Source organism: Streptomyces sp. NPDC051452 (assembly GCF_044454765.1).
Lineage (GTDB): Bacteria > Actinomycetota > Actinomycetes > Streptomycetales > Streptomycetaceae > Streptomyces.
On sequence record NZ_JBITEB010000019.1, the window covers coordinates 1 to 14,556 of the forward strand.

General features: G+C 70.0%; 12 protein-coding genes, 1 rRNA gene and 1 riboswitch. Of the genes, 12 read left to right on the forward strand and 1 reads right to left on the reverse strand.

From position 1 onward, the window contains the following. The 11 genes from rrf to ACIBA9_RS32385 all read left to right on the forward strand — a co-directional run. Window positions 1–95, forward strand: a 5S ribosomal RNA gene (gene rrf / locus ACIBA9_RS32335); the annotation flags it as partial. A 108-nt stretch (window positions 96–203) separates the two neighbouring features. Then, window positions 204–812, forward strand: a complete 609-nt coding sequence (locus tag ACIBA9_RS32340; RefSeq protein ID WP_362155939.1) for a CDP-alcohol phosphatidyltransferase family protein — start codon at window positions 204–206, stop codon at window positions 810–812. 108 nt (window positions 813–920) lie between these two features. Further along, entirely contained in the window at window positions 921–3,416 is a 2,496-nt protein-coding gene (locus ACIBA9_RS32345) for a mannose-1-phosphate guanyltransferase (protein ID WP_362155936.1), read from the forward strand. A gap of 229 nt (window positions 3,417–3,645) precedes the next feature. After that, complete coding sequence (locus ACIBA9_RS32350; protein ID WP_399368635.1) at window positions 3,646–4,503, forward strand: DUF881 domain-containing protein; 858 nt, start codon at window positions 3,646–3,648, stop codon at window positions 4,501–4,503. Beyond that, a complete protein-coding gene (locus ACIBA9_RS32355) occupies window positions 4,500–4,832 on the forward strand; it encodes a small basic family protein (protein ID WP_003988855.1) in 333 nt (110 codons plus the stop codon). The genes ACIBA9_RS32350 and ACIBA9_RS32355 overlap by 4 nt, the downstream gene beginning before the upstream one ends. A 5-nt stretch (window positions 4,833–4,837) precedes the next feature. Then, window positions 4,838–5,686, forward strand: a complete 849-nt coding sequence (locus ACIBA9_RS32360; RefSeq protein WP_399368637.1) for a DUF881 domain-containing protein — start codon at window positions 4,838–4,840, stop codon at window positions 5,684–5,686. A gap of 190 nt (window positions 5,687–5,876) precedes the next feature. Continuing rightward, a complete protein-coding gene (locus ACIBA9_RS32365) occupies window positions 5,877–6,707 on the forward strand; it encodes an FHA domain-containing protein (protein WP_362155927.1) in 831 nt (276 codons plus the stop codon). 47 nt (window positions 6,708–6,754) lie between these two features. Further along, window positions 6,755–7,492 (forward strand): MerR family transcriptional regulator, encoded by a 738-nt coding sequence (locus ACIBA9_RS32370; RefSeq protein WP_399368640.1) that lies wholly within the window; start codon window positions 6,755–6,757, stop codon window positions 7,490–7,492. An 84-nt stretch (window positions 7,493–7,576) separates the two neighbouring features. Further along, window positions 7,577–8,050, forward strand: a complete 474-nt coding sequence (locus tag ACIBA9_RS32375) for a bifunctional nuclease family protein (RefSeq protein ID WP_026253112.1) — start codon at window positions 7,577–7,579, stop codon at window positions 8,048–8,050. A gap of 290 nt (window positions 8,051–8,340) precedes the next feature. Continuing rightward, the gene (locus tag ACIBA9_RS32380; RefSeq protein WP_362155921.1) at window positions 8,341–9,024 is read left to right on the forward strand and encodes a MerR family transcriptional regulator; all 684 of its coding nucleotides are present in this window, start codon (window positions 8,341–8,343) and stop codon (window positions 9,022–9,024) included. 124 nt (window positions 9,025–9,148) lie between these two features. After that, window positions 9,149–10,861 carry a DNA polymerase IV gene (locus ACIBA9_RS32385; RefSeq protein WP_399368642.1) on the forward strand — a complete coding sequence of 571 codons (1,713 nt, stop codon included), beginning with the start codon at window positions 9,149–9,151 and terminating at the stop codon, window positions 10,859–10,861. Here the strand turns inward: ACIBA9_RS32385 and ACIBA9_RS32390 are convergent. Further along, window positions 10,783–11,154 carry a PRC-barrel domain-containing protein gene (locus ACIBA9_RS32390; protein WP_399368644.1) on the reverse strand — a complete coding sequence of 124 codons (372 nt, stop codon included), beginning with the start codon at window positions 11,152–11,154 and terminating at the stop codon, window positions 10,783–10,785. The genes ACIBA9_RS32385 and ACIBA9_RS32390 overlap by 79 nt on opposite strands. A 119-nt stretch (window positions 11,155–11,273) precedes the next feature. Further along, window positions 11,274–11,368, forward strand: a riboswitch (glycine riboswitch). Window positions 11,369–11,543: 175 nt separating this feature from the next. Between ACIBA9_RS32390 and gcvP the strand changes: the two genes are divergently transcribed. After that, on the forward strand, window positions 11,544–14,429 hold the full coding sequence (gcvP, locus tag ACIBA9_RS32395) for an aminomethyl-transferring glycine dehydrogenase (RefSeq protein WP_399368646.1): 2,886 nt from the start codon (window positions 11,544–11,546) through the stop codon (window positions 14,427–14,429). The last annotated feature ends 127 nt before the right edge of the window (window positions 14,430–14,556 follow it).

Below are 14,556 nucleotides of genomic sequence, written 5' to 3' on the forward strand. Positions count from 1 at the left end.
AAACGCCCGGTTACATACCGAACCCGGAAGCTAAGCCTCACAGCGCCGATGGTACTGCAGGGGGGACCCTGTGGGAGAGTAGGACGCCGCCGAACTCCTTTTGTAGCTCCGGCTCTTGGGCATAAGCCCGAGAGCCGGAGCTTTTTTGCGTTGAGGTAGGGTCAGGGGGCATCGTTGGTTCGTTTCGCACAGGAGGCCCCCGGGTGGAGGTCCAGGAGACCCGCGTCCAGACAGACCGGGTCCTCACCATCCCCAACATTCTCAGCATGGCGCGGCTCGTTGGCGTACCCCTCTTCCTCTGGCTGATCCTCAGGCCGGAGTTCGGAGGCCCCAACAGCGACGGCTGGGCCCTCCTGGTGCTGGCGTTCAGCGGAGTCAGCGACTACCTCGACGGCAAGCTCGCCCGGCGCTGGAACCAGATCAGCAGCCTTGGCCGGCTCCTCGACCCCGCGGCCGACCGCCTCTACGTCCTCACCACGCTGCTCGGCCTCACCTGGCGGGAGATCCTCCCGCTGTGGCTCACCGGCCTGCTGCTGGCGAGGGAGCTGGTTCTGCTGGTGATGGTGGGAATCCTCCGCCGGCACGGGTACCCGCCACCGCAGGTGAACTTCCTGGGGAAGGCGGCCACCTTCAACCTGATGTACGCCTTCCCGCTCCTGCTCCTCAGCGACGGAACTGGTTGGATCGCGTCACTCGCCGCAATTTTCGGATGGGCGTTCGCCGGATGGGGTACAACTCTCTATTGGTGGGCAGGAGTGCTGTACGTGGTACAGGTCCGCCGTTTGGTTCGCGCGGACGCCATGGCCGATTGAGCCCGGCTCATGTCCTGACGTATCGATGGCCCCCGCTGGAAATGTGCGGGACAATCTGGACGGGTGAAGTCGGCTAGACCGTCGTCTCTTAAGGAGGACGCTTCCGACATGAAGGCCGTCGTGATGGCCGGAGGCGAAGGCACGCGCCTGCGCCCCATGACCTCAAGCATGCCCAAGCCGCTCCTGCCCGTGGTCAACCGCCCGATCATGGAGCATGTGCTACGGCTGCTCAAAAAGCATGGGCTCAACGAGACCGTGGTCACCGTGCAGTTCCTGGCATCCCTCGTCAAGAACTACTTCGGTGACGGCGAAGAGCTCGGAATGGAGCTCACCTATGCCAATGAGGAGAAGCCACTCGGTACCGCCGGAAGCGTCAAGAACGCCGAAGAGGCGCTGAAGGACGATGCCTTCCTCGTCATCTCCGGCGATGCCCTGACCGACTTCGACCTCACCGAGCTGATCAATTTCCACAAGGAGAAGGGCGCGATGGTCACGGTCTGCCTGACCCGCGTGCCCAATCCGCTGGAGTTCGGCATCACCATCGTCGACGAAGAGGGCAAGGTCGAGCGCTTCCTGGAGAAGCCGACCTGGGGGCAGGTCTTCTCCGACACGGTGAACACGGGCATCTACGTCATGGAGCCCGAGGTCTTCAACTACGTCGACCCCGATGTTCCGGTCGACTGGTCCGGCGATGTCTTTCCGCAGCTCATGAAGGAAGGCAAGCCGATCTACGGCTATGTCGCCGAGGGCTACTGGGAGGACGTCGGCACGCACGAGAGCTATGTGAAGGCCCAGGCCGACGTCCTCGAGGGCAAGGTCAACGTCGACATCGACGGCTTCGAGATCTCGCCGGGCGTGTGGGTGGCCGAGGGTGCCGAGGTGCACCCCGATGCCGAGCTGCGCGGGCCGCTGTACATCGGCGACTACGCGAAGGTCGAGGCCGGCGCGGAGATCCGCGAGCACACGGTCGTCGGCTCGAACGTCGTCGTCAAGAGCGGTGCCTTCCTGCACAGGGCCGTCGTGCACGACAACGTGTACGTCGGACAGCACAGCAATCTGCGCGGCTGCGTCGTCGGCAAGAACACCGACATCATGCGCGCCGCCCGCATCGAGGACGGCGCGGTCATCGGTGACGAGTGCCTGATCGGTGAAGAATCGATCGTCCAGGGCAACGTCCGGGTCTACCCGTTCAAGACCATCGAGGCCGGTGCCTTCGTCAACACCTCGGTCATCTGGGAGTCCCGGGGGCAGGCCCACCTGTTCGGTGCCCGTGGAGTGACCGGCATCCTGAACGTCGAGATCACCCCGGAGCTGGCGGTTCGGCTGGCCGGCGCGTACGCCACGACCCTGAAGAAGGGGTCGACCGTCACCACCGCCCGTGACCACTCCCGTGGTGCCCGGGCGCTCAAGCGGGCGGTCATCTCCGCGCTGCAGACCAGCGCCATCGACGTACGCGACCTGGAGAACGTGCCGCTGCCCGTGGCCCGCCAGCAGACCGCGCGCGGAAGTGCCGGCGGCATCATGATCCGGACGTCGCCCGGCGTGCCGGACTCGGTGGACATCATGTTCTTCGACGGCAACGGCGCGGACCTCTCGCAGGGCAGTCAGCGCAAGCTGGACCGGGTGTTCGCCCGCCAGGAGTACCGCCGGGCGTTCCCCGGTGAGATCGGCGACCTGTACTTCCCCGCCAGCGTCTTCGACTCCTACACGGGGTCGCTGCTGCGCAACGTCGACACGACGGGGATCGCGGAGGCGGGGCTCAAGGTCGTCGTCGACGCGTCCAACGGCAGCGCCGGGCTCGTGCTGCCCAGCCTGCTCGGCAAGCTCGGCGTGGACTCGCTGACCATCAACCCCGGTCTCGACGAGTCCCGGCCCACGGAGACCCCCGAGGTGCGGCGCAACGGGCTGGTGCGGCTCGGTGAGATCGTGGCGTCCTCGGGCGCCGCTTTCGGTGTGCGGTTCGACCCGGTCGGCGAGCGGCTGTCGCTCGTGGACGAGAAGGGCCGGATCATCGAGGACGACCGCGCCCTGCTGGTGATGCTGGACCTGGTGGCCGCGGAGCGGCGCAGCGGCCGGGTGGCCCTGCCGGTGACGACGACCCGGATCGCCGAGCAGGTGGCCGCCTACCACGGCACCCAGGTCGAATGGACGACCACCTCGCCGGACGACCTCACGCGCGTGGGTGGTGAGGAAGGCACCATCTTCGGCGGCGACGGCAAGGGCGGGTTCATCGTCCCCGAGTTCAGCAGCGTCTACGACGGCACGGCGGCCTTCGTACGGCTGATCGGGTTGGTGGCACGGACGCAGCTCACGCTGAGCCAGATCGACGCCCGGATTCCGCGGGCGCACGTGCTCAAGCGGGACCTGGCGACGCCGTGGGCCGTCAAGGGCCTGGTGATGCGACGAGTGGTCGAGGCCGCCGGAGATCGCTTTGTCGACACGACCGACGGTGTGCGGGTCGTGGAGACGGACGGGCGCTGGGTGATGGTGCTGCCCGACCCGGCCGAGGCCGTCACCCATCTGTGGGCCGAGGGCCCCGACGACGCCTCCGCGCAGGCCCTGCTGGACGAGTGGGCGGCCGTCGTGGACAGCGCCGGCCGATGAGGCCGGTCGAGGTGCGAAACAGCAGGCCCGCCGGGGTGGCCGGGTAACGCCGGACGGCGCCGGAAACGCCGCACGCGTGCGTGCCGGACACGTGTCCCGAAGGGGGCGTGTCCGGCACGCCGGTGGGGCCATTCGGAGGTACCGGTCGCGACATGCGACGATGTGCGGCATGCCGCAGCAACCCCCCGTTCGGAGCAGCCCCACGCGGTCGCGGCGCCCGGACGCCTCCATGTCGTTGATCACCAACGTCATGGATCACAGCCTCGACGACGGGTATGCCGAAGCCGCCGCCCGGAAGACGTCCGAGGGTGAGGGCGGCCTGCCGAAGACCCTGAGGGCGAAGCTGGGCCTCGCGGCCGGTCTCGTCCTGGCGGCACTGGTGGTGACCGTCGGGGCGGCGCAGGCGCGGGTGACGGCTCCGGCGGTGGCCAAGGAGCGCCAGGAGCTGATCGACCGCATCGACGGGGAGACCGCGGACGCGGACAAGCTCGAGGGCACCGTCGACAAGCTGCGCGACCAGGTCGGCGCGCGGCAGCGGGCGGCGCTGAAGTCCAGCGGTGGCAGCGCGGAGGCCGACCTGATGGGCATGTTGTCGGGAGCCACCGCGGTACACGGACCCGGCATCAAGCTCGTGGTGAACGACGCCAAAGAGGCCAGCAGCGGCGGTGACGGGAGCAACCCGCGGGAGACCTCGGGGTTCTCCGACACCGGCCGGGTGCGCGACCGGGACATGCAGCGGGTGGTCAACGGCCTGTGGGCCTCCGGCGCCGAGGCCGTCTCCATCAACGGCCGGCGGCTGACCGCCCTGTCCGCGATCAGGGCCGCGGGGGAAGCGATCCTCGTCGACAACAAGCCGCTGGTGCCGCCGTACACGGTCCTGGCGGTGGGGGACGGGGAGAGGCTGAGCACCAGGTTCCAGAACAGTGCCGATGGGCTGTATCTGCACGCCCTGGAGGAGAACTACGCCATCCGCGCCACCGTCTCAGCGCAGGGCGACGTCCGGTTGCCCGCCGCCCCCAGTGTGATCGTGCGTACCGCACAGCCGAACCCCGAGAAGACCGAGAAAACTGAGAAGGGCACATCGTGATCGCCGTACTGGGCCTCGTCGTGGGAGTCGTGGCCGGCCTGTTGGTCCGACCGGAGGTTCCGGCGGTCGTCGAACCGTATCTGCCGATCGCCGTCGTCGCGGCGCTGGACGCCGTCTTCGGCGGTCTGCGGGCGATGCTCGACGGCATCTTCGACGACAAGGTCTTCGTGGTGTCGTTCCTGTCCAACGTGGTCGTCGCCGCCCTGATCGTCTTCCTCGGCGACAAGTTGGGTGTGGGCGCGCAGCTCTCCACCGGCGTCGTCGTGGTGCTGGGCATCCGGATCTTCTCCAACGCCGCGGCGATCCGGCGACATGTCTTCCGGGCGTGAGGGACATGAGCGACCGTGACGAGCGGCCCGAGAACGGGCTGCGCAAGGAACTGCCGGACGAGGTGCGCGCGCCGGCCCCCGAGCCCGCGCCGGCCCCCGAGCTCGCGCCGGAGCAGAAGGCCCAGGGGCCGCTGACCGGCCGGCAGCGGCTGGTGAAGGGTCTGTGGCCGCCGCGGATCACCCGGGCCCAACTCATCGTCGCGATCCTGCTGTTCGGCCTCGGCTTCGGCCTGGCCGTGCAGGTGGCGTCGAACAGTGACAGTGACAGCGCGTTGCGCGGCGCACGCCAGGAAGATCTTGTGCGCATCCTCGATGAACTGGATTCGCGCACTCAGCGTCTTCAGGACGAGAAGCAGGGACTGGAGAAGCAGAGTCAGGAGTTGCAGAGCAGCTCCGACCAGGCCGCGGAGGCGCGCCGGCAGACTGCCGAGAAGGAGAGGCAACTCGGCATCCTGGCGGGCACCGTGGCGGCGAGGGGTCCCGGCATCACGATGACGATCGAGGACACGAAGGGAACGGTCCAGGCGGACATGCTGCTCGACGCGATTCAGGAGCTGCGCGCGGCCGGTGCGGAGGCGATCCAGGTCAACGGGGTACGGGTGGTCGCGAACACCTATTTCACCGACTCCGGCAAGTCGGTGAGCGTCGACGGGAACAAGATCAACGCTCCCTATCGTTTCCAGGTCATCGGCAAGCCGCAGGACCTGGAGCCGGCGCTGAACATTCCCGGAGGCGTGGTGCAGACTCTGGAGAAGGAGCAGGCCACGGTGACGGTCGAGCGGTCGGACAAGATCGTCGTGGACGCCTTGCGACAGGTGAAGCGGCCTGACTACGCTCGGTCGTCCTCCCAGTGAACCGCCGGTGCATGGGGGGCGTCGCGCAGGGGCATGAGGTTGCGGGGGGTCGGCGCACCGAAGGGGTGGTGCGTGGTGGAAACTGTCTGGTGGTTACGGACGTTGTGAGAATGTCCGGCTCGGCCGGTGTAGGCAATCAGGGTTCGTCCTGCCCCACGGGCGGGTCTGTTTCGGTCAAGGGGAATCGCCCGTGAAGTTGTTTGCGAAGTTGTTCGGCAAGAGCGCGCGAGAGGGTAGCGACAACGCGACCGCTCGCCATCGCGCACAGCCTGACGCGGAGGGTCGGCGCCCGCTGTTCCGGGACCAGGTCGCTGGTCCGGGCGGTGACATTTCGGGTGGTCAGGGCGCGGCGTCTGTTGACCCTGCCCAGTCCGGCGGCATAGGTTTCGGGCAACCGTCACCCTCAGGTGCGGGTGGAGGGTTCGCCTCCGGCCCGTACGCGTCCAACGCCCCGGCGGGGCAGCCGCGGCAGGAGGATCCGTCGATGTCGGTCCTGGTGTGTACGAGGTGCGGTAACCGCAACGCGGAGAACGCCCGCTTCTGTTCCAACTGCGGTGCGCCCCTGCGTCCCGGAGTGGCGCCCGAGCGTGCCTCCGAGACGACGTCCACGATCTCGATCTCGGGCCTCGAGGCCTACGACGCGGAGGTCACCGGCCAGACGCCGCTGCCGATGCTGTCGCCGGAGGCCCAGGCCGCGGTGGACGCGCTGCCGCTGGGCTCGGCACTGCTGGTGGTGCGCCGGGGGCCGAACTCGGGCAGCCGGTTCCTGCTGGACAGCGACCTGACCACGGCCGGCCGTCACCCGCAGAGCGACATCTTCCTGGACGACGTGACGGTCTCGCGTCGGCATGTGGAGTTCCGCCGCTCTCCGGACGGCTCCTTCACCGTGGCCGACGTGGGCAGCCTGAACGGCACCTACGTCAACCGCGAGCGGATCGACCAGGTCCCCCTGGCGAACGGTGACGAGGTGCAGATCGGCAAGTACCGACTGGTGTTCTACGCGAGCCGGCAGGGCATCTGACCACCCGCCCCCGGACCGGCGTCCGGGGGGCTCCCCAGGGAAGGTCCATGCTTCAAACACCGAGCGGCGGTGCCGGTGGCGGCACCGCCGCCAGGGACAGTGGGCTGATGAGCATCGGCGCGGTGCTGAACGCGCTGCGGGTCGAGTTCCCCGAGGTCACGATCTCCAAGATCCGGTTCCTGGAGTCCGAGGGGCTCATCGAGCCGCAGCGGACGCCCTCCGGGTACCGCAAGTTCAGCACCGGTGACGTCGAGCGGCTCGGACACGTCCTGCGGATGCAGCGGGACCATTACCTCCCGCTCAAGGTCATCCGTGAGCACCTGGACGCCATGGAGCGGGGCGAGGCCGCCCCGCTGCCCATGGTGGGCCGCCAGCGCACCGCGGACGACGTCGAGGGGCTCCCGGGGGGCCGTACGGTCGCCCGGGTCGGCAAGGCCGAGCTGCTGGCGGCCGCGGACATCGACGAGGACGCACTGCGGGAGTGGGAGTCCTACGGCCTCATCGCCCCCCTGGAGGACGGGGCGTACGACGCCGAAGCCGTCACGGTGGCCTCACTCGTCGCCCAACTGGGCCGTTTCGGTATCGAGCCGCGCCACCTTCGGGTGATGAAGGCCGCCGCCGACCGCGAGGCGGGGCTGGTGGACCAGGTGGTGACCCCGCTTCGGAGGCACCGCAATCCCCAGACCAGGGCGCTCGCCGAGGCCCGTGCGCGGGAGCTGGCGGCGCTCACCATGAAGCTGCACGCGGCGCTGGTGAAGACCGCTCTCGGCCTCCACCTGCCCTGACGGCGCGGTCGCGGAGCGGCCGGATCGGGCACCTGTTCCCGGCCCGACTACCCAAACGTCCCGGGCACGGCCTAGGGTTGCTGTGTGAACGAGCTCGATGTCGTAGGTGTCCGGGTCGAAATGCCCTCCAACCAGCCGATCGTGCTCCTGCGCGAAGTGGGAGGCGACCGTTACCTCCCCATCTGGATCGGGCCGGGGGAGGCCACGGCGATCGCCTTCGCCCAGCAGGGCATGGCCCCCGCGCGGCCGCTGACCCACGACCTGTTCAAGGACGTGCTGGAGGCCGTCGGCCAGGAGCTGACCGAAGTGCGCATCACCGATCTGCGGGAGGGCGTCTTCTACGCGGAGCTGGTCTTCGCCAGCGGGGTCGAGGTCAGTGCCCGTCCCTCGGATGCCATAGCGCTGGCCCTGCGCACCGGGACGCCGATCTACGGCAGTGACACGGTGCTGGACGACGCGGGCATCGCGATCCCGGACGAGCAGGAGGACGAGGTGGAGAAGTTCCGCGAGTTCCTCGACCAGATCTCGCCCGAGGACTTCGGCACGAGCAGCCAGTGAGCTGACGCACGCTGACGGGCCACACGGACCGGCGCGTTCACGGGAGCGTGCCGCCGTCTGTACGGCCCTCGCGCGGCCGCCGGGTGGCGCAAGCTCGCGGGCAATTGCCACCGGCCATTGAGAGCGTCCTACGGCCCTCGGCGAGCGCATTCGGCTAGCCTTTCCCCGCGGTGGGGCACGGAAAACCACTCCTAGGGTGATTATCACTCGGCGTGCCGAGTGTGGCGATCGTTGACGCACCCCTGGTGACTGCCTACCGTCGAGAAGGCAGGTCAAGGACGGAGGTCGGCGTGAGAACGAGCGGCGACGGTACGGCTGGGGGTGCCCCGGAACGCGGTTTCGGGGAGAGCGGTCCGTACCCTTCCCCGGGCTCTCAGCTGCGTGCCGGCGGGGGCCACCCTCAGCAGGGCGGCGCGGTCGATCACGCTCCGCACCGGCCGACGGCGGTGCCGAGCGGCGGAGGGGCGGCGTCCATGGCATCCGAGGAGCTCGGCTACCGGGGACCGACGGCCTGCGCGGCCGCCGGCATCACCTACCGCCAACTGGACTACTGGGCCCGTACGGGTCTCGTCGAGCCCAGTGTGCGGCCCGCGTACGGCTCGGGCACCCAGCGCCTGTACAGCTTCCGGGACGTCGTCGTCCTGAAGATCGTCAAGCGCTTTCTGGACACCGGTGTCTCACTGCAGAACATCCGCACGACCGTCCAGCACCTCAGGGAACGCGGTTTCCGCGATCTTGAGCGGATGACCCTGATGAGCGACGGCGCCACCGTCTACGAGTGCACCTCGCCCGACGAGGTCCACGCGCTGCTCCAGGGCGGTCAGGGCGTCTTCGGGATCGCCGTCGGCGTGGTGTGGCGCGATGTGGAAAGCGCACTCTCCCAGCTGCACGGAGAGCGCGTCGACACCGGTGAGACCCTCGTCGGACACAACCCCGCGGACGAGCTGGCCCGGCGCCGCAACCGGGCGGTCTGACCCGCTCCGGAGCCGTGCGCCCGCCTCGCGCCGCGACGGGCGATGGCGGGCCCCGCCGCGAGCCGGGGGCATGGGGCGGGTCCGTGCCCCCGCATTGTCAGTGCCGTGGTGCAGCATCGGACATGTGAGAAACGCGCCCACGATCCTGCATCTCGACATGGATGCCTTCTTCGCCTCGGTGGAGCAGGCGTCCAAGCCGAGCCTGCGCGGGAAGGCGGTCGTCGTGGGCGGCCTCGGACCACGCGGGGTGGTGGCCACCGCGTCGTACGAGGCCCGGGTCTTCGGGGTGCACTCGGCGATGCCGATGGCCCAGGCCCGCCGGCTGGCGCCCAACGCGGCGTACCTGGTGCCGCGCTTCGCTCTGTACCGGTCGGTCAGCGAGCAGGTGATGGCGCTGCTGCGGGAGCTGTCGCCGCTGGTCGAGCCGCTCAGCCTGGACGAGGCGTTCGTGGACCTGGAGGCCGGGGGAGCGGCCTGGGACGAGGAATCGGCTCGCTCGGCCGGGGCAAGGCTGCGCGCGGACATCAGATCGGTCACCGGGCTGACCGGATCGGTGGGGCTCGCCGCCTCCAAGATGCTCGCGAAGATCGCTTCCGAGCAGGCCAAGCCGGACGGTCTGGTGGTCATCGAGCCGGGTACCGAGCGGGCGCTGCTCGGGCCGATGTCGGTACGGACCCTGCCGGGGGTCGGGCCGGCGACCGGGGACCATCTGCGCAGGGCCGGCATCACCACGGTCGGGGAGCTGGCCGAGGCGGGTGAGGACGAACTCGTCCGGATGCTCGGCAAGGCGCACGGGCAGGCGCTGTTCGCGATGGCCCTGGCGCACGACGACCGGCCGGTGGTCGCCGAGCGCGAGGCCAAGTCGGTGTCGGTGGAGGACACCTACGACGTGGACATCCACGACCGGCTGCGGGTCGGCCTCGAGGTGCGGCGGCTCGCCGACCGCTGCGTACAGAGGCTGCGCGGGGCCGGGGTGTCGGGCCGGACCATCGTCTTGAAGGTACGGCGGTACGACTTCTCCACGCTCACCCGCTCCGAGACGCTCAGAGGCCCCACGGACGATCCCGCGGTGGTCAGGGAGGCGGCCGAGCGCCTGCTGGAATCCGTTGACACCACCGGCGGGGTACGGCTGCTCGGCGTGGGTGTCACCGGGCTCGCCGACTACACCCAGGAGGACCTGTTCGCGCAGGCGGCGGAGGGGGAGCGGGCCGCTCGTGAGCGGGCGGCGGCCGAGCGGGCGGCGGAAGGTGTCGCGGAGGACGTCGTACCCGAGGCGGTGACGGAGCAGCCGGAGCCCGCCGAGCGGCAGTGGCGGGCCGGCCAGGACGTACGGCACGCCGAGTGGGGCCACGGCTGGGTGCAGGGCAGCGGCCTGGGGCGGGTCACCGTGCGCTTCGAGACGCCCCAGTCGAAGCAGCGGGGGCGGGTGCGGACGTTCCGGGTCGACGACGCCGCGCTGGAGTCGGTGGATCCGTTGCCGTTGGTGGTGAGACCCGAGTCCGCCGAGTCCGCCGCCGAGCCAGGCGAGTCCGCGTCGAGCCGCGGTGGGGAGGGCTCTGCGGACGGCCGTGCGGAAGGTCCTGGGAAGGGGCCGACGGCCCTGCGCGACGACGGTACGGCCTCCTCGCCCGAAGGGCGGCTTCCGGCCGACGAGGCGGACGAGAGACGGGTACGGGAGGGGAAGGGGTCACCTGCCGGGAGTCAGGCCGCCGGCGGGCGTCGGGGGGTGGGAGCGGTAGGGCGTCCCGGCGGGGCGGGTCAGGTTTCCTCCGTGCCGGCCAGCCTGCCGAAGTCGTGGTCCGGAAGTGGGGGTGAGGGGGCCACGTCCAGGCCGTAGTGGTGGTAGAGCTGGAGTTCCTGCTCGGGGGAGAGATGGCGGCCCACGCCGAAGTCGGGGGCGTCCTTGATCAGGGCGCGCTCGAAGGGGACCTGGAGGGCGCCCCCGACCAGTTCGCTCGGCTCCAGGGGCACGAAGGCGTCACGGGAGAACAGGCCGGTGCGTATGGCCGCCCACTCGGGCACGCCGGTGGCGTCGTCGAGGTACACCTCGTCGATGGTGCCGATCTTGGTGCCGTTGCGGTCGAACGCCTTGCGGCCGATCAGGTTGCGCGGATCGATGTCGGTCTGCACGGTCCCTCTCCCTCCACGTGGTCGCAACTCATCCGTAAGCACTACGAAAGAGCACATTGGGGGAGGCGGCCACTCGAAGACCCGGCCGTTGACCCCGCTGGTAGGCTGAGAGCGGCTGCTGACCCCGTGCGGGAGAGTCCTCCGACCACCTCGGAGGCGCCGAAGGAGCAAATCCTCCCCGGAATCTCTCAGGCTCACGTACCGCACGGACGAGGTCACTCTGGAAAGCAGAGCGGTTGTCGATGGCTTCCGCTCTCACCGACGGGGAAAGCCGGGGCCCTCGGGCGCCCGGTGAAGCTCTCAGGTTGAGATGACAGAGGGGGAGGCCGTCGGGGCACCCGAGCCGTGGTGCCCCCCGAAGGTCGTGTCAGACCAGGAGGCCTCCGCAAATGACCGCCCATCGCATTCCGCTCTCCGAACTCGAGCAGGGTATTCCCTTCGAGCAGCGCCACATCGGGCCCGACCCGGAGGAGCGGGCCAAGATGCTCGCCCAGGTCGGTTACGGCTCCCTCGACGAGCTGACCGCGGCCGCGGTGCCGGACGTCATCAAGAACGCCGAGGCGCTGCGCCTGCCGGGTGCCCGCACCGAGGCCGAGGTGCTGGCCGAGCTGCGCTCGCTGGCCGACCGCAACCAGGTCCTCGGTTCCATGATCGGCCTCGGCTACCACGGCACCTTCACGCCGCCCGTCATCCTGCGCAACGTCATGGAGAACCCCGCCTGGTACACGGCGTACACGCCGTACCAGCCGGAGATCTCGCAGGGCCGTCTCGAGGCCCTGCTGAACTTCCAGACCATGGTCGCCGAGCTGACCGGTCTGCCCACCTCCGGCGCCTCCCTGCTGGACGAGGGCACGGCCGCCGCGGAGGCGGTGGCGCTGTCCCGGCGCATGGGCAAGAACAAGAAGGGCCTGTTCCTGGTCGACGCGGACGCACTGCCGCAGACCATCGCCGTCATCGAGACGCGCGCCGAGCCGACCGGTGTCGAGGTCGTCGTCGCCGACCTGGGCGACGGCATTCCGGCCGAGATCGCCGAGCGCGAGATCAACGGCGTGCTGATCCAGTACCCGGGCGCCTCCGGGGCCGTGCGGGACATCAAGCCGGTCATCGACCGGGCGCACGAGCTGGGCGCCGTCGTCACCGTCGCCGCCGACCTGCTCGCGCTGACCCTGCTGACCTCGCCCGGCGAGCTGGGCGCGGACATCGCCGTCGGCACCACCCAGCGCTTCGGCGTGCCGATGGGCTTCGGCGGGCCGCACGCGGGCTACATGGCGGTGCGGGAGCAGTTCGCGCGCAGCCTGCCCGGCCGGCTCGTGGGCGTCTCCGTCGACGCCGACGGCCACAGGGCCTACCGGCTCGCCCTGCAGACGCGTGAGCAGCACATCCGCCGCGAGAAGGCCACCAGCAACATCTGTACCGCACAGGTGCTGCTCGCCGTGATGGCGGGGATGTACGCGGTCTACCACGGGCCCGAAGGCCTGAAGACCATCGCGCGGCGCACCCACCGCTACGCCACGATCCTCGCCGAGGGCCTGCGGGCCGGCGGGGTCGAGATCGTCCACGGCGCCTACTTCGACACCCTCACCACCCGCGTGCCCGGCAAGGCCGCCGAGGTCGTCGAGGCAGCCCGCGCGGGCGGGGTCAACCTCCGCCTGGTCGACGCCGACCACGTCTCCCTGGCCTGCGACGAGACCACCAACCGGGCGCAGCTCGACGCCGTCTTCGCCGCCTTCGGTGTCGACGCCGACATCGAGGCGCTGGACGCCGCGGCCGGGGAGGCGCTGCCCGAGGCGCTGCTGCGCACGGACGACTACCTCACCCACCCGGTCTTCCACGACCACCGCTCCGAGACCGCGATGCTGCGCTATCTGCGCAGGCTCTCCGACCGCGACTACGCGCTCGACCGCGGCATGATCCCGCTGGGCTCCTGCACCATGAAGCTCAACGCGACCACGGAGATGGAGCCGGTCACCTGGCCCGAGTTCGGCCAGCTGCACCCCTTCGCTCCCGCCGAGCAGGCCGAGGGCTACCTCACGCTCATCCACGAGCTGGAGGACCGTCTCGCCGAGGTCACCGGCTACGACAAGGTCTCGCTCCAGCCGAACGCCGGTTCGCAGGGCGAGCTGGCCGGTCTGCTGGCCGTACGCGGCTACCACCGCGCCAACGGCGACGAGCAGCGCACCATCTGCCTGATTCCCTCCTCCGCGCACGGCACCAACGCGGCCAGCGCCGTGATGGCCGGCATGAAGGTCGTCGTCGTCAAGACGGCCGAGGACGGCGAGATCGACGTCGACGACCTGCGTGCCAAGATCGAGCAGTATCGCGACCAGCTCGCGGTGCTGATGATCACCTACCCGTCCACGCACGGTGTGTTCGAGGAGCACGTCGCGGACATCTGCGCCCAGGTGCACGAGGCGGGCGGCCAGGTGTACGTCGACGGCGCCAACCTCAACGCCCTCGTCGGCCTCGCCAAGCCGGGCCACTTCGGCGGCGACGTGTCCCACCTGAACCTGCACAAGACGTTCTGCATCCCGCACGGCGGCGGCGGCCCGGGCGTCGGCCCGGTCGCGGTCCGCGAGCACCTGGCGCCGTATCTGCCGAACCACCCGCTGCAGCCGGCGGCCGGCCCGGAGACGGGCGTGGGACCGATCTCGGCGGCGCCGTGGGGCTCCGCGGGCATCCTGCCGATCTCGTGGTCGTACGTCCGCCTCATGGGCGGCGAGGGCCTGAAGCGAGCGACGCAGGTCGCGGTGCTCTCCGCGAACTACATCGCCAAGCGCCTGGAGCCGCACTTCCCGGTGCTCTACACCGGTCCCGGCGGCCTGGTCGCGCACGAGTGCATCATCGATCTGCGTCCGCTGACCAAGGCGACCGGTGTCAGCGTGGACGACGTGGCCAAGCGCCTGATCGACTACGGCTTCCACGCGCCCACCATGTCCTTCCCGGTGGCCGGCACGCTGATGATCGAGCCGACCGAGTCGGAGGACCTCGGCGAGCTGGACCGTTTCTGCGATGCGATGATCGCCATCCGCGCGGAGATCGAGAAGGTCGGCTCCGGTGAGTGGCCCGCCGAGGACAACCCGCTGCGCGGGGCCCCGCACACCGCCGCCGCGCTCGGCGGCGAGTGGACGCACGCCTACAGCCGCGAGGAGGCCGTCTTCCCGGCCGGTGTGTCCGTCGCCGACAAGTACTGGCCGCCGGTGCGCCGCATCGACCAGGCCTTCGGCGACCGCAACCTGGTCTGCTCCTGCCCGCCGCTGGACGCCTACGAGGACTGACCGAGGCATCGCCGGCATCGACGAATGCCGGTCCGAGGGCCCCGTCCGCATCCGGACGGGGCCCTCGGCCTTGTCCTGCCTCGCGTGCCGTGCCGCTTCGCGCCGTTCCCGGGCGGATCGGCAGGGC